General features: G+C 34.0%; 16 protein-coding genes. 12 read left to right on the top strand and 4 right to left on the bottom strand.

Annotated features, from left to right (window positions below; translation table 11 throughout):
- Positions 1-40: 40 nt before the first annotated feature.
- From rnjA to def, 3 genes are all read right to left on the bottom strand, one after another.
- A complete protein-coding gene (rnjA, locus tag FD18_RS08050) occupies positions 41-1,720 on the bottom strand; it encodes a ribonuclease J1 (protein ID WP_057719401.1) in 1,680 nt (559 codons plus the stop codon).
- A gap of 5 nt (positions 1,721-1,725) precedes the next feature.
- Positions 1,726-1,953, bottom strand: coding sequence for a DNA-dependent RNA polymerase subunit epsilon (locus tag FD18_RS08045; RefSeq protein ID WP_003647122.1), 228 nt, complete (start codon positions 1,951-1,953; stop codon positions 1,726-1,728).
- 189 nt (positions 1,954-2,142) lie between these two features.
- On the bottom strand, positions 2,143-2,697 hold the full coding sequence (def, locus tag FD18_RS08040; RefSeq protein ID WP_057719400.1) for a peptide deformylase: 555 nt from the start codon (positions 2,695-2,697) through the stop codon (positions 2,143-2,145).
- Positions 2,698-2,942: 245 nt separating this feature from the next.
- Here def and typA point away from each other — a divergent pair, with 245 nt between their 5' ends.
- The 9 genes from typA to holA all read left to right on the top strand — a co-directional run bounded on the left by typA (position 2,943) and on the right by holA (position 12,446).
- Positions 2,943-4,799 carry a translational GTPase TypA gene (gene typA, locus FD18_RS08035; RefSeq protein ID WP_057719399.1) on the top strand — a complete coding sequence of 619 codons (1,857 nt, stop codon included), beginning with the start codon at positions 2,943-2,945 and terminating at the stop codon, positions 4,797-4,799.
- A 112-nt stretch (positions 4,800-4,911) separates the two neighbouring features.
- Positions 4,912-6,096, top strand: coding sequence for an FtsW/RodA/SpoVE family cell cycle protein (locus FD18_RS08030; RefSeq protein WP_057719398.1), 1,185 nt, complete (start codon positions 4,912-4,914; stop codon positions 6,094-6,096).
- Positions 6,093-6,428, top strand: a complete 336-nt coding sequence (locus tag FD18_RS08025) for a YlbG family protein (protein ID WP_057719397.1) — start codon at positions 6,093-6,095, stop codon at positions 6,426-6,428. Before FD18_RS08030 ends, FD18_RS08025 begins: the two co-directional genes overlap by 4 nt.
- Positions 6,425-6,973 carry a 16S rRNA (guanine(966)-N(2))-methyltransferase RsmD gene (gene rsmD / locus FD18_RS08020; protein ID WP_057719396.1) on the top strand — a complete coding sequence of 183 codons (549 nt, stop codon included), beginning with the start codon at positions 6,425-6,427 and terminating at the stop codon, positions 6,971-6,973. Before FD18_RS08025 ends, rsmD begins: the two co-directional genes overlap by 4 nt.
- Position 6,974: 1 nt before the next feature.
- On the top strand, positions 6,975-7,472 hold the full coding sequence (gene coaD, locus FD18_RS08015) for a pantetheine-phosphate adenylyltransferase (protein WP_057719395.1): 498 nt from the start codon (positions 6,975-6,977) through the stop codon (positions 7,470-7,472).
- Positions 7,459-8,472 carry a SepM family pheromone-processing serine protease gene (locus FD18_RS08010; protein WP_057719394.1) on the top strand — a complete coding sequence of 338 codons (1,014 nt, stop codon included), beginning with the start codon at positions 7,459-7,461 and terminating at the stop codon, positions 8,470-8,472. Before coaD ends, FD18_RS08010 begins: the two co-directional genes overlap by 14 nt.
- A gap of 56 nt (positions 8,473-8,528) precedes the next feature.
- Complete coding sequence (locus FD18_RS08005) at positions 8,529-9,221, top strand: helix-hairpin-helix domain-containing protein (protein WP_057719393.1); 693 nt, start codon at positions 8,529-8,531, stop codon at positions 9,219-9,221.
- A complete protein-coding gene (locus FD18_RS08000; RefSeq protein ID WP_057719392.1) occupies positions 9,175-11,460 on the top strand; it encodes a DNA internalization-related competence protein ComEC/Rec2 in 2,286 nt (761 codons plus the stop codon). The genes FD18_RS08005 and FD18_RS08000 overlap by 47 nt, the downstream gene beginning before the upstream one ends.
- On the top strand, positions 11,457-12,446 hold the full coding sequence (holA, locus tag FD18_RS07995; protein ID WP_057719391.1) for a DNA polymerase III subunit delta: 990 nt from the start codon (positions 11,457-11,459) through the stop codon (positions 12,444-12,446). The genes FD18_RS08000 and holA overlap by 4 nt, the downstream gene beginning before the upstream one ends.
- A gap of 68 nt (positions 12,447-12,514) precedes the next feature.
- Here the strand turns inward: holA and rpsT are convergent, their stop codons facing one another.
- Positions 12,515-12,772, bottom strand: a complete 258-nt coding sequence (gene rpsT / locus FD18_RS07990) for a 30S ribosomal protein S20 (protein ID WP_011161866.1) — start codon at positions 12,770-12,772, stop codon at positions 12,515-12,517.
- Positions 12,773-12,966: 194 nt separating this feature from the next.
- Here rpsT and rpsO point away from each other — a divergent pair, with 194 nt between their 5' ends.
- From rpsO to FD18_RS07975, 3 genes are all read left to right on the top strand, one after another.
- A complete protein-coding gene (gene rpsO / locus FD18_RS07985; protein WP_004894315.1) occupies positions 12,967-13,236 on the top strand; it encodes a 30S ribosomal protein S15 in 270 nt (89 codons plus the stop codon).
- Positions 13,237-13,400: 164 nt separating this feature from the next.
- Positions 13,401-15,185 carry a ribonuclease J gene (locus tag FD18_RS07980; RefSeq protein WP_057719390.1) on the top strand — a complete coding sequence of 595 codons (1,785 nt, stop codon included), beginning with the start codon at positions 13,401-13,403 and terminating at the stop codon, positions 15,183-15,185.
- Positions 15,185-16,042 carry a hypothetical protein gene (locus tag FD18_RS07975; RefSeq protein WP_057719389.1) on the top strand — a complete coding sequence of 286 codons (858 nt, stop codon included), beginning with the start codon at positions 15,185-15,187 and terminating at the stop codon, positions 16,040-16,042. The genes FD18_RS07980 and FD18_RS07975 overlap by 1 nt, the downstream gene beginning before the upstream one ends.
- The last annotated feature ends 105 nt before the right edge of the window (positions 16,043-16,147 follow it).

The raw sequence follows: 16,147 nt of genomic DNA, 5'->3' as shown, positions 1-16,147 counted from the left end.
TAGCCTAACTTGTATAAAAATAAGCCCCGAAGGGCTTATTTTATTTCTTTTCAATTAGCATTGGCAGGATCATTGGTCTTCGTTCAGTCTTTGAATATAAGAAATCTTGAAGATTTTCAATGATTGCCTTTCTAATTTCATTTTCTTTTGGTTGTGGATCTTTTGCCATTTCTGTCTTAAGAATATGGTAAACGTGTTTTTGAGCTTGGCTAATCAGCTCTGTTGACTCACGCATATAAACGAATCCACGACTCAAAATATCTGGTCCTGCAAGAACGCGTTGGTGTTTGTAGTCTACAGTCGCTACAACTACAACTAAACCTTCTTCAGCCAAGATCTGACGATCGCGAACAACGATATTACCAACATCGTCGCTACCAGAAGTGTCAACAAAGACATCTGGTATATTAATGTGACCAGCAATTCTTGATGAGTCTTTAGTTAAAGCAAGTACGTCACCATTTTTTAGAACAAAAGTATGATCTTTAGGCATCCCAGTAGATTGGGCTGTTTCTGTATGAACAACTTGCATACGATATTCACCGTGAACTGGAATAAAATATTCTGGTTTAGTTAATTCAATCATCATCTTTTGTTCTTCTTGTCCAGCATGTCCAGAAGTGTGAACATTATGAATTTTACCATGAACAACATTAGCGCCAGCTTCAGTTAACTTATTAATTAAGTGGTTCACGCTAGTAGTGTTACCTGGAATTGGATTAGATGAAAAGATGACTGTATCTCCTGGTTGTAAGGAAATTTGACGGTGAGTACCATCTGCAATTCTTGACAGAGCAGCAAGTGGTTCACCTTGAGAACCAGTACATAAGATCATTGCCTTTTCAGGTGGAGTATGGTTAATTTCGTTAGCATCTACTAAAGTTCCTTCAGGAATATCTAGATAGCCAAGATCAATACCATTTTGAACACCATTTTCCATTGAACGACCAAAAATTGCTACTTTTCTACCGGTATCAACAGCAGCCTTAATGGCAGTTGATACACGGTAAAGGTTAGAAGCGAAGGTAGCAAAAATAATTCTACCTTTGATTCCAGTAATGATGTCGTGCAATGAATGAGCAACAAATCTTTCTGATTTTGTAAACGTAGGAACTTCTGCATTAGTAGAATCAGATAAGAGGGCTAAGACACCTTCTTTTCCTAGTTTAGCCATTTCCTGAAAGTCAGGAGCTGGTTGATTCATAACTGGAGTTAGGTCAAACTTGAAGTCCCCAGTGAAAAGAACAGCCCCTTCAGGAGTATGAACTGCAATTCCTAAGGTATCAGGAATTGAGTGAGTTGTCCTAAAGAAAGTAACTGATAATTTATCGAACTTTAAAACAGTATCTTCGTGTTCTTCATGAAGTTCACTAGAATTTAAAATACCGTGTTCATCAAGCTTTCCACGAATTAAAGCTAAAGCAAATGGAGTAGCATAGACTGGAATTTCCGGAATCTTCTTTAAAAGATAAGGAATTCCTCCAATATGGTCTTCGTGTCCGTGAGTGACTACTAATGCTTTAATTTTTTTTCTGTTCTTAACTAAATAAGAATAGTCTGAGATAACATAGTTAATTCCCATCATATCGTCTTCTGGGAATTTGATACCGCAGTCCATGATGATAATTTCATCTTGGTACTCAACGCAGTACATATTACGGCCGATTTCGCCTAGACCCCCTATAGCGTAAACGCCGACTTCGTTATTTTTTAATTTCAAGGTCGCTATTTATCCTCAGATTTAAAAGTTGTCAGCTTAAAATCTGGATTTTGCTTTTCGTAAGCAAGAGAGTTTCCAGTTAATTCTTGGATGAGTTCAATGTTGTAGGGGGTATTATCCTCAACCATAGTTCTTGCTGCAACTACGTTATCTGCTTCTAAAAAAAGAGTTTTTGTAGTTTCTCTTCTTGGATTAACGATCTGGTCTTTTTGGTATAAAACTTTGTAGATCATTTCTTATAATCTCCTTATATTTAAAACGTTCAAAAAAACTTCTACATGAAATCATGCAGAAATTCATAGCTATTAAAATTTTATCATAAACTTGCTTTGAAGTATACCAATTACCTCATATATAGGTACATAAAAAGACGATAGAACTATCTTAGATCTATCGTCTAATATAAAAAATAAAGATTTCTTTTAGGAAATCACAATAGTATCTTCTGCTAAACTAAAAGGATTTTCTTTGTTAATGCGGTCGTAGAATAAGTGACCATTTAAGTGGTCAATTTCGTGAGAAGCAACAATTGCTGGGTAGTCCTTTAAACGAATTGTTTTTTCTTCTCCATCTACTGTGTAGTAGCGAATCTTTAATTTATCAGGACGTGGAACATAACCTTCAATATCCTTATCTACACTAAGACAACCTTCACCTTCAGCAAGGCAAGCTTTTCTAACTGATTCAGAAAGAATTTTTGGATTAACAAAAACTTCTTTAAAGATGATCTCGCCTTTGTCATTTGGAACTAAAAGAGCGGCCATTTGAATACTTTTACCTACTTGAGGTGCAGCTAAACCAACACCGGCTCTTAATTGATGCTTTTCAGCAATCTTAGGATCTTGAGAATCGATTAAGTATTGCATCATTTCATCTGCTAATTTTTTATATTCATCAGATAATGGAAAAGTTAATGGCTTAGCAACTTGTCTTAAAACAGGATTGCCATCACGTGTAATATCATGCATTAAAATCAAAATTAAAATCTCCTTATTTCTTTATTTGCTATAAATATGATAACAATTGAAAGAAAAGACGGCAATGATCGAAGTTTTTGGTATAATATTTTTGTTAAAAAATAAACAGTTCACAGCTTGTACTTTCGTTGACGATATTATATTTTTAGAGTAGAATTGTAAGACGAAACTATAGAGATATAAAGCTTCAATAACTGCATTATTATTTTGCGTAAGAGAGCTGTGACTGGAGTCACAGTTTTTTTATGAAGTTCGGGGAGGAATTTCTTTTGCAAAGAAGAGACGATATTAGAAATATTGCAATTATCGCACACGTTGACCACGGTAAGACTACTTTGGTTAACCAATTGTTAAAACAATCAGATACATTACCAGAACACATGAATCTAGAAGACCGTGCAATGGACTCTAATGCTATCGAACGTGAACGTGGTATCACTATTTTATCTAAGAACACTGCTGTTAAGTATGGCGATACTACAATTAACATCTTGGATACGCCAGGACACGCCGACTTTGGTGGTGAAGTAGAACGTATCATGCACATGGTTGATGGATGTTTATTGCTTGTTGATGCTTACGAAGGTACTATGCCACAAACTCGTTTTGTGCTTAAGAAGGCTTTAGAAGCTGGTGTTAAGCCAATCGTAGTTATTAACAAGATTGACCGTCCAGGTGCTCGTCCAAAGGAAGTATTGGATGAAGTTCTTGAATTATTCATTGAATTAGGTGCTAGCGATGAACAACTTGATTTCCCAGTTGTTTACGCATCTGCTTTGAATGGTACTTCTTCATATGAATCAGACCCAGCTAAGCAAGAAGAAACAATGGATCCTATTTTTGATACTATTGTTAAGAACATTCCTGCTCCAGTGGATAATTCTGACGAACCATTACAATTCCAAATCACTATGCTTGATTGGGATGACTATGTAGGTCGTATTGGTGTAGGTCGTATTTACCGTGGAAAAGTTAAAGTTGGTGATAACATCACTGTTATGAAGCGTGATGGCTCAACTCAAAACTTCCGTGTTACTAAGTTATTTGGTTACTTTGGTTTGAAGCGTAATGAAATTCAAGAAGCAAAGGCCGGCGATATCATTGCTATTTCTGGTATTAATGATATTTACGTTGGTGAAACTATTGCTTCTGCTGATAAACCTGAGGCTTTACCACTTCTTAAGATTGATCCACCAACTCTTCAAATGGACTTCGTTGCAAACGATTCACCATTTGCTGGCCGTGAAGGTGATCAAGTTACACCTAAGAAACTTGAAGATCGTTTGATTCGTCAAACTCGTACTGATGTTTCTTTAAAGGTTGAACCAACTGATCAATTAAATGCTTGGACTGTTTCTGGTCGTGGTGAATTACACTTATCAATTTTGGTTGAAGAACTTCGTCGTGAAGGATTCGAATTACAACTTTCACGTCCTAAGGTTATCTACCGTGAAATTGATGGTCAAATGTGTGAACCATTTGAAGCAGTTCAAGTTGATACTCCAGATGCTTACGTAGGTTCAGTTATCGATTCACTTTCACAAAGAAAAGGTGAAATGAAGAACATGGAATCTACTGGTAATGGTCAAACTAGACTTGAATTCTTAGTACCATCACGTGGTTTGATTGGTTACAACAACGAATTTATGTCTCAAACTGCTGGTTACGGAATTATGAACCATACTTTTGATTCATACAAGCCTGTAGTTAAGAACTGGGAACCAGGTCGTCGTAATGGTGCTTTAGTTTCAATTAACCAAGGCCAATCAACTACTTACTCACTTCAATCAGTTGAACAACGTGGTGAATTATTCATCGGTGCTGGTGTTGAAGTTTATGAAGGTATGATTGTTGGTCAATCATCACGTGAACGTGATATTGCTGTTAACGTAACTAAGGGTAAGAACTTAACTAACACTCGTGCAGCTGGTAAAGATCACTCAGCTTCTATTAAAACTCCTAAGACTATGACTTTGGAAGAAGCTATCGAATTCTTGAACGATGATGAATACTGTGAAGTAACTCCAGAAAGTATTCGTTTACGTAAGAAGATTTTGAACACTAACGAAAGAAAAAAGGCAGATAAGAAGCGTAACAAATAGTTATATCCTTATTTAATTTTTAAAAGTGGCTCAATTATTGAGCTACTTTTTTTGTTGGACAAAGGTAGTGATATAATAAAAAAGATTATTTAACTAAAGGGGCAGATATATCGTGCGACAGAAATTAAGATACTTAGACTATAGCATCTTGATCCCATATTTAGTTTTGTCAACTATTGGGATTATTATGGTCTATTCAGCAAGCTCGGATATTTTATTGGTGAATGGATTTTCACCGAGTATATACATGAAAAGACAAATTATATATTTTCTTGCAGCATTTTTATTTTTTGGAATTCCATGTTTTGCATTAAAATTGAAGGTATTTAAAAATCGAAAATTTGTCTTATCTTACTTAGGTATTTCAGGTTTGATGTTGCTATTTTTAATTTTTCTTAAAATAGTTAGCCATGGAAAAGCTGCTGTTAATGGGGCAGTTGGATGGATTAATTTAGGGTTTATTAATATTCAGCCTGTTGAAGTAGCTAAATTATCTTTAGTTCTTTATTTGGCATTTGTTTTATCAAGAAGAGATGGAAAATTTGTTCCTGGACAAATTTGGCATAATTTATTTGGCCCAACTGTCATTTCTTTTATCATGATTGTAATGGTTATTTTAGAACCAGACTTTGGTGGGTCAGCTATTCTTTTCATGATTGTCTTTGTAATGTATAGCGTTTCAGGTATTCCAACTAAATTAGCAGTTTATTGGTTAATTGGATTATTTGCTGGAATTGTGTTATTAATGTTGTTTTTGCTAGTTTGGACTCCAGGCTTTATTAAAGATTCATATCAATTCCAGCGTTTACTTGCTTTTGTTCATCCCTTTAAGCTAGAAAAAACTGGCGGTGCACAGTTAGTAAACTCATATTATGCAATTCATAATGGGGGCTTATTTGGTGTCGGTCTAGGAAATAGTATGCAAAAAAGAGGCTACTTGCCAGAACCGTATACTGACTTTATTTTGTCAATCACTGCAGAAGAACTTGGTGTAATTGGTGCAATTGTGGTTATTACACTTCTTTTCTTTTTGATGTGGCGCATTATGGAAGTGGGAATTCATGCCGAATCTCAATTTAATGCCTTAGTTTGTTTTGGTGTAGTAACGATGATCTTTACTGAAACACTCTTTAATGTAGGAGCAGTTTTAGGATTATTGCCAATTACTGGGGTAACGCTACCGTTTATTTCTTATGGTGGGTCTTCTATGATTGTTCTGACTGCCGCTTTAGGACTAGTTTTGAATATTTCAGCCGCAGAGAAGAAAGCCTTAGTAGAAAGTAGGAGTGTACTTTGAGTCTAGTGTTTAAAGATGGATCAAGCAAAAAGATGACTGCACGCACGCAGATAATTGTCTGGCTTTATCAAATTAGTGATCAATATAAGTTACGTAGATTTGGTAATATCATTTATTTTTCACGTAAAAACAAGTATGTAATTCTATATGTAAGTTCCGAATATGCATCTAAAGTAATTACTGAACTAAAAAGCAAGAATTATGTGCAGGCTGTAGAAACATCTAAAACAGATGAACTTGACTTCTCAGCTGAACACGAAGAAGAAATGATGCGTGAATTAAAAGAAGAAGCAGAAAAATTACGAGAAGAAAACGAGGATTTACGGGTTTGAGAATTATTGCAGGAAAATATGCTAAACGTAATTTATATACATTGAAAAGCAATGCTACAAGACCAACAAGCGATAAAGTAAAAGGCTCTTTATTTAATTCTTTAGGACAGTTTTTTGATGGTGGCCAAGTACTGGATCTTTATGCAGGCAGTGGTGCTTTGGGAATTGAAGCAGTTTCTCGTGGCTACGATAACGCGATTTTAGTAGACATTAGTGGACAGGCTTGCCAAATTATTAAGAAAAATGTTGAGCTAACCAAAGAGGCAGATCGTTTTAAAGTTCTAAAGTGCAGTGATAACCGTGCAATTAAGATTTTGCATGATGAGGGCAAAAAGTTTGATTTAATTTTTCTTGATCCACCTTATGCAAAACAAAAAATTGTTAAGATTATTACTAAGTTATTAAGTAATGATTTGCTTAGAGAAAATGCACTTATTGTTGCTGAAACAGATGAGCATGATGAATTACCAGAAGTTGATGGTTTTTCAATCATTAAAGATCATCAATTAGGGAGAACGAAGGTAAAGGTGTACAAGAGGAAGTAAAATGACGAAGGCGATTTTTCCTGGAAGTTTTGATCCGATAACCAATGGACATGTAGAAGTTATTGAAGCTGCTGCTAAAATGTTTGAAAAGCTGTATGTAGTAATTATGACTAATACTAGTAAGAATTATCTTTTCGATGAAAAGGAGCGGTTAGATTTAGCCAAGAAAGTTTTTGAAAATGATGATAATGTTGAAGTAATTGCTCGTCCGGTGGAATTAACTGTTGAAGTTGCACATGATCTAAATGCAGGAGCGATTGTGCGCGGGTTGCGAAATACAGCTGATTTTAATTATGAACGAGATATTGCGGGAATTAATAAAACTTTAGATCCAGATTTGAATACAGTTTTATTGTTTACGCGTCCAGAAGATAGTTTCATTTCCTCAAGTATGATTAAAGAAACAGTATTTTTCGGTGGAGATGTTTCTAAGCTGGTGCCAAAGCCAGTGGCAGCTGCTTTAGAAGAAAAATTGAGGAATAGAAATGAAGAAAAATAAAAAGATAAAGTTTTGGCTGCTAGGAATAGCAGCATTTTTAATAGCTATTGTTTTTTGTTTATGGCCAACGCAGTACTATATTGAGTCTCCTGGAGAGGCTTTTCAAATAAGTAAATATGTCAAAAGTGATAGAAAGGCTAATCCTAATTTCTATTTAGTAACGGTTAGTGAACGACCAGCAGCGATGATTGATTATTTGACTAGTTTTTTCAGGCCAGCAGATACCCGTTACTCAAGAAATGAATTAATGGGGACTTCAACTAGCGATGAATATAACAAAATGCAGCAATACTATATGGAAACTAGTCAAAATAATGCTATTTACTACGCTGCTAAAAAGGCTAATGTACCACACCGACAAGAATTTTTAGGCGTTTATGTGATGGAAATAATGAAGAATTCAACTTTTAAGAATAAATTGAAAGTTGGAGATATTTTAATTAGTGTAAACGATAAAAAATTCGCTTCTAGTCAAGAGTTAATTAAATACGTTTCAACGCTAAAAAAGAAAAACGTCAAAATAGAAGTTATCCGAGGAAATAAGCATTTGAGTTTTTCTGGAAAAACAGTTAAATTGGCCGGAACAAATCGCTATGGCATTGGTATTCAATTAGTGGATCATACGCGCGTAGTTACAAAACCAGAAGTTAAGATTAATTCTGGAGATATTGGCGGACCGTCTGCCGGGCTAATGTTTACTCTTGAATGCTATCAATTATTTACAAGAAAAAATCTTAGTCCTAATCAAAAGATTGCTGGGACTGGAACAATTGATAGTAATGGTAAAGTAGGTATGATTGGTGGAATTGATAAAAAAGTAATTGCTGCTAGTCGGCAGGGAATGAAAGTGTTTTTTGCGCCAACTGATCGTCCATCAGGAGTTAAAAAGGGTGAGACAAATTATGCAGAAGCAGTCAGGACTGCCAAAAAAATTCATACTAGAATGAAGATTGTTCCTGTAGCTCGATTTGAAGATGCACTAAATTATTTAGAAAAATAAATTAAAAGCAGCAAAAAATGCTGCTTTTTTTCGTAATAAATAATGAGGTGATAAAAGTGGATTTTGAAAAACTTAAAGAATTCATAATTGAAAAGAAATTTTATGTAGTTGGAATTATTATTTTACTTTTTGTTGGAGGATATATCATGCAGAAAAATAATCAGCCTGTAGTGAATAACCAACAAGTTTTAAGTGAAAATAAAACGCAATCTACCTCTTTTCCTAAAAGTGATAGTAAGAGCATGCAGTCGACTACAGGTTTCAAGGGCTCATCTAAGCAGGATACAGTGACGGTTGATATTACAGGGGCAGTTAAGCATAGTGGTGTGTATACCTTAAAAAATGGTGCACGCCTGAATGATTTGTTAAAATTATGTGGTGGATTGACTGATAAAGCAGAAACGCGTGCAATTAATCGAGCAGCACTGTTGAAAGATCAAGATCAAATTTATGTTCCTCATATTGGAGAAAAGATAGAAGATATTCCTGCTACCAAGTCTGCAACTAGTAGTTCTTCTGATTCATCTAGTTCAAATTCGACTTCAAGCACAAATACAGAACAGGTTCATCTGAATTCGGCAACCGTTCAAGACTTACAAAAGTTAAATGGCGTTGGTCAGAAAAAGGCAGAACAAATTATTGAGTATCGTGATCAAAATGGTGGTTTCAAACAAATTGAAGATCTGACTAAAGTAACAGGAATTGGTGAAAAGACTTTTGAAAAACTCAAAGATCAATTGGCGCTCTAGCTTTTATGCATCTGGTTTTTATTTGTTACTTAGTTTGGGATGCATTTCAGTTACATTTATAATTTTACAAACGACCACATTTTCTCAAGTAATCGTTGGAATAATATTTTTAAGCTTTTTCTTTCTATTGTTAGTCTATAAGTTTTCTGAATATCGACCATTAATATTTTTATTTTTGGGACTAGTGGGAATTGTAAGTTTTGTTCATCAAAAACCTAAAGAATTAAATTTAGAAGGTCCAATTCAGATTTATAGTGATCAAATTCAAATTAAAGATAATTTCTTTTATGGTGAAGGTAAGTTAGGTAAAAATAAGGTTTTAATTAGTGGAAGCATAGATAATTCTTTTGAAAAGAAACTGAACAAGTACCATACTTGCTACTTGGTGGACTATCGGGCAAAGATAGAGCAAATTATGCCTGCAACTAATTCAGGTGAATTTGACTATCAAAAATATTATCGGAGCAAAAAAATAAGAGAAAGAGTAAAACTTGAAAACTATCAAATTTATCCTAAAAAAATAACTATTTTTGATTACATTCATGTTTTGCGAAAAAATTTAATGAATTATTTTGAAAAGATGCCATCTTTAACGAAATTTTTTGCTAGTGAAATGGTTTTAGCGCAAAATCCTAGTCCTGATAATAAGGTTTTACTAAACAGTTATCGAGACTTAGGAATTATTCATTTGCTAAGTATTTCTGGGTTACATGTAAGTCTTTATATTTTAGGGATTATGTGGCTTGGAACGATCTTAAAGCGAACTGAAGAAGAGGTAACAATCTTTTGTATTGCATTTTTAACTATTGAAATTTTATTGGCCAACTTTCAAGCGGGCTTTGTACGTGCTAGCTTAAGTTATTTTTGGAGTATTTTCTTTAAAAGAAAAAAGATGAGGGTTAGTAGCGGAGATAAGTTAGGAATTGTTGTATTAACACATCTCCTCTTTAACCCTTTATTATTTCTAAATAGTGGGGCTATTTTAAGTTATTTGTTAGTATTTGGGTTAGAAATTACGCGGAATTTTAAAAATATTAAACAAAATTTAGCTCTTAATTTATTAATCACACCAATTTTGCTACATAGTTTTTATAGAATTAATATTTTAACAATTATCTATAACTTTTTAATTGTGCCCATTTTTAACTTTGTTTTATTGCCATTGACCTTTATTGTGATTTTTTTATTTTGGCTTTTACCAGCAATTGGTAAAGTAAGTGAACCAATTTTTAAAGTAGTAGCCGATATAACGAATTTTATTGCTGACAAACAATTAGGCTTAGTGACTTTTGGTCAAATAAATTGGTTTCAGACGATATTTTTGCTAGTGATAACTATAACTTTAATTATTTTGCCAAAAATTAAAATTAAGAAGTTAAAGTTGAGGTTTTTCTTAGTTGGGACCTATGTTAGTCTTTTTTGCTTAATTCATTTTCCGTTTAAAGGACAAGTCTCTTTTATTGATGTGGGGCAAGGAGATAGTATTTTAATTACTACACCTTTCAATAGAAAGACGTATTTAATTGATACGGGCGGAAAACTAAATTTTGGCAAAAGAAAAAGTCAACCACAGTTAAACAGAATTACTATTCCATATTTATATTCGCAAGGAATTAATCATTTAGATGGAGTTTTTCTAAGCCATCAGGATGCAGACCATATTGGTGATTTAACAGCATTGCTGGATCAAATTTCAGTAGATAAGCTATATTTTGCAAAGGGATTAACTGAAAACCAATCTTTTATGAAGAGGATTAATAACCATGTAAATGATGTTCAACTAGTACCGTTGCTTGCAGGTGATGAGGTTAAAACAAAGAATATAAATTTTGAAGTGGTTTATCCTTTTGAGCCAGGGCTAGGTAAAAATGAAGATTCATTGTCTTTGACTTTTAAATTAGCTAATAAGCGCTGGCTTTTCACTGGAGATTTGGGAAGGGATGGAGAAAAAGAAATTCTTAGTCACTATAATCTTCATGTAGACTATTTTAAGTTAGGGCATCATGGTAGTAAGACATCGAGTGATCCAGAGTTTTTAAAACAACTGGATCCGCATCTTGTTTTTATATCTTCTGGAAGAAATAATCGTTTTGGTCATCCTCATCAAGAAACCTTAAAAACCTTGAAAGACTTAAGCATCCCATACTTAAATACACAAGATAGTGGTACAATTACTTGGACTTATTCACCATTTCAAGGTGAAGCAATTACGACTTTTTATAAAGGAAATGCAAAATGACATTAATATCTCTTTTTAAACAAACTAATCCTAAAAATGCCAACCTGCTGATTCAAGGATCAGATTCTTTCTTTAATGATTATTTAGTCCGTGATTATCTTAATCAAAAAAAATTTGCTGACTTTGATCAAGTAATTGTCGACTGTCTTGAAGATGGTCTTGATGAATTAATGGCTACTTTGACAGAATCGTCGCTTTTTACAGCTCAAAAAATTGTCGTAGTTAAGAATCCTTTCTTTTTAATGGCTAAAGTTCCACAAAAATTTAAAAAGCAAATTGAAAAATTAACAAAAATAATTGAGCATTTGGGTGATTTAGAAGATATTGTGGTCTTTGTAGCTAACTATGAAAAAATTGATCGTCGAAAAAAGATCAGTAAATTTTTACTTGAACATGTCAATGTAGTTGAAACTTCGCTCAAACCTTATGAAGTGAGTGGGATAATTAAAGCAATTAGTAAAGAAGAAGGCTATCAAATTACAAATATGGCTCTTCAAGTTTTGATGCAGAGAAGTGATCAAGTTCTTGATGTTTCTTTGAGTAATTACTTAAAGCTTAAAAATATAGTTGGTGAAGATAAGAAAATTACTGAAAGCCTGATTAATGAAAATATTGATCGATCTTTATCAGAAAATATCTTTGAAATCTTAACAGCTGCTTTTAATAAAAATTATCAAGAAGCAACTCAACGTTTAGAGGATCATTTAAGAGAAGGAGCAAGTGCTATTCAGCTTCTGGCGATTTTTGAATCACAAATAGAGTTTTTAACTTGTGTTAAAGTATTGCAAAATAGACGCTGGAGTAAAGATCAAATTACCAAAGAGCTAAAAGTAAATCCATATCGAGTTAAATTAGCACTCGAAAATAAAGTTTCACTTGCTAAATTAACGACTTTGCTAAAACAAGCAATCGAGCTGGATTATGGCTACAAGAATGGAACTTACCGCGGAGATGAGTTCTTAAAACTTTTCTTATTAAAAATTTAGACGACAAAAAAGCCCGGAGAAAAATCTCCGAGCTTTTATTTTGCTAATATAAAGTGTCAAGCAATCGATTACTTGTTAGCAGCCTTTTTAGATAAACGTGACTTATCACGGTTAGCCTTGTTCTTAGAAATAAGACCTTTAGAAGCAGCCTTATCTAAAGCACGTGCAGCTTTAACTTCTAAATCGAGGACATCTTTTGCGTCATTTTCAACAGCTTCGTTGAATTTTCTTACAGCAGTTCTCAATTTACTTAATTCAGCAGCGTTGCGCTTGTTAGCAGTAGCATTAGTCTTAACACGTTTAATTGCTGATTTAATTTGTGGCATCAAAATCACCTCGATAAAATAGATTTACTCGTTAATTATACTTAATACGAGCACTTGGTGCAAGGTAATTTGGACTTGCTTTTTTAAAAACTTCCATGTAATATTAATATTTGTTGGAACCATTGACGCTGTTTTCCCGCCGCCGACGGTTAACGTTGTTAATGGCAATTATTTAAAAGAGAGGTATTTTTCTAATGGCTATTTCAAAAGAAAAGAAAGATGAATTAATTAAAGAATACGCACGTCACGATGGCGATACTGGTTCTCCAGAAGTTCAAATTGCACTTTTAACTAGTGATATTAACAACTTGAACGACCACTTAAAGGCTAACAAGCAAGACCACCACTCATACGTTGGTTTGCTTAAAAAGATTGGTCACCGTCGTAATTTACTTCGTTACTTGAAGAACAAGGATATTCAACGTTACCGTGAATTAATTAACAAGTTAGGTTTACGTCGTTAATCTTAAAATTTATCAGCCTCAGCTACTCTTCGTCATGAAGGGTAGCTTTTTTTGTTTCTTTCAAATTCACACTATTATATGGTAAAATTAATTAGATTAACTTCGTTTTGATCATCAAGATCCATAAAATTAATTAAATTTAATAAATAGAAAGAAGCAAAAATATGTCACAAAAGATTAAGATAATGATCTTGGGTGGCGCACGTGAAAATGGTAAAAACATGTACGCTGTTCAAGTTGAAGATGAAATTTTTATTATGGATGCAGGTTTAAAGTATCCTGATTCATCTTTATTAGGAATTGATGTAGTTATCCCTGATTTACAATTTTTCCGTGACTACGGAGATAAGATTGCGGGTATCTTTTTAACTCACGGGCATGCAGATTCAATTGGTGCATTGCCATACATTTTGAGAGATTATGATATTCCAGTCTTTGGTTCAAAATTGACAATTGAATTAGCTAAGATTGCGGTTCAACGCGAAAATAGACATCGTAAGAATGATCTTTTTCATGTAATTGACGCTGATACTGAAATTGAATTTAAAAATGCAAATGTCTCTTTCTTTAAGACTACTCATTCAATTCCAGATTCTCTAGGTATTGATATCTCTACTAAAGAAGGCGAAATTGTCTACACTGGTGACTTTAAGTTTGATCCATCAGCTAAAAAGGGCTATCGAACTGACCTTGTTCGCTTATCTGAGATTGCCCAAAAGGGCGTACTCGCACTTCTGAGTGATTCAACTAATGCTGAAGCAAACTTTCCAAATGATCGTCAAACTAATATTGAAAAATATATTTATAACATTTTTGAAAACTATGATGGTCGCATCATTGCTGCAGCAAAAGCATCAAATATCGTCCGTGTTCAAGAAATTTTCCAAGCAGCGGCTGCAACTGGAAGACATGTTTTCTTGACAGGTAGAGATGCTGGTAAAATTGTCTATACAGCAATGAAATTGGGTTACTTAAATGTGCCTAAGGGATTACTTGTTCACAGTAAGGACTTAAAGAAGATTCCTGACAATGAATTAGTAATTTTAGAAACTGGTCGTATGGGTGAACCACTTAAGTCCCTTCAAAAGATGGCAACTAACCGTCACCGAATGATTAAGATTAAGGATGGCGACTTAGTCTTCATTGCTACTACCCCTTCACATTCAGTTGAAACAATGGTAGCTCAAACTAGCGATATGATTTACCGTGCTGGTGGAACTGTTAAGGAACTTGGAAGAGACAGACACACTAGTGGTCACGCAACTGGTCGGGATTTACAATTGTTGGTCGATACGCTTAAACCTAAGTTTTTAATTCCTGTAATTGGTGAATATCGTTTACTGGAAATTCATAAAGATCTAGCTGTTGAAGCTGGTATGAATAAGAAGGATATTTTCTTACCACATAATGGGGATGCTTTTGCACTAGAAAAGGGACGTTTCTACCGTACAGATGCTGTACCAGGCGAAGATATTATGATTGATGGTTCAGGTGTGGGTGACGTTGGTAACATTGTGTTAAGAGATCGTGAAGTTTTATCTGATGATGGTGTCTTCATTGCCGCTGTAACTATTGATAGAAAGAAAAAGAAAATCATCTCTGAACCACGTGTTTCAACTAGAGGTTTTGTTTACATTAAGGCAAATCATGCTTTGATGAATGGTGCAGCTGACGTAATTAAAGAGGCTGTAAACAACAACTTTGAACATAAGAAATTTGATTGGACTGAATTAAAGCAAGATGTTCGAAATGATGTTGAAAAATATCTTTATAAGCAAACTGGTCGTCGCCCAGTTGTTTTACCAGTTGTGATGGAAGTTAACCAAAATAGACATCGTGTAATGGCTAGAAGAAATAATCAAAACAACCAAGAAAACAACTCGGAAAAGCGTCCAAATAGAAGAAACTATCATAAAAAAGATTCAGAACAAAAGAAGGCAAAAGCTTAATGACACATGCGAGTCAAGATAATTTGCTTCTGTTAGCTAAAGAAGCAAAAGATCATAATGACTTGCCGCAAGCTAAGCAGTACTTGCTAGAAGCTTTGCGGTTAGGTCACGATTCAAATATTGTTTGTGAGTTATGTGAAATTTACTTAAGCCAAGAAAAGGGGGATCAGGCATATTCTTTGATTAAAGAGGAGCCTGACCTTTTTTCTAATAAAAGGGTATTTGACACTTATCTCAAAATTTTGGCTTTTCAGCATTATGCAATTGAAGCAAGCCAATTGGAATATTTATTAGATGAAAAATTACCGCTGAAGATTGAACCAGTTAGTCAAATTAAGCAATTAGAAATAATGCGGAATTTTAAAAAATTAAAATATATTCAAGAAAGAGATTACTTACTCTTATATTGCTTAAGTACAGAAAATTTCATTAATTTAGCGAAGAGTATGTTGATAGATCCATCTCCTAATTTTGCCTTACGCCTATCATTGTGTGAGGATTTAGTAAAACTAGGTTATAGCGAGAAAATTCAAGTTTATATTTTGGGAGAATTAAAGGACTTTATTCCTAAAGAAACAGACTTACTTGAAAAAAATCCTATTTATCGAGAAGTTTGTGTTAGTTTAGCTGATTATTTTAGACAGGATCCAAGTAAATTACCTTTAATGATTGGTGAAATGAATGTTTGTTTAGGGATGCTTTATCCGCGCTTAAGAGATTATATTAGAGATCCAGATCAATTTGCTCATGATTTTAGAAAATACCTTGAAAAAAAGGAAGGCGGAGCAAATCAGAAGCTTTTAAACAAGATATATGAATATTTGGCATATGAAAAAGCAACAAATTCTGATTTTTAGTTCCGATATTGAGCAAAAAAGGTTTACATTTTCTGTGGATCTAGTATAATCAATAGAGGATATTTTCAAAGGGGTACGAGCTAGGCTTTTACCTTTGAAAGTAGT

Source organism: Lactobacillus taiwanensis DSM 21401 (assembly GCF_001436695.1).
GTDB lineage: Bacteria > Bacillota > Bacilli > Lactobacillales > Lactobacillaceae > Lactobacillus > Lactobacillus taiwanensis.
The sequence above is the reverse complement of the archived record's forward strand: the minus strand, read 5'-3'. Positions and strand labels throughout refer to the sequence as shown.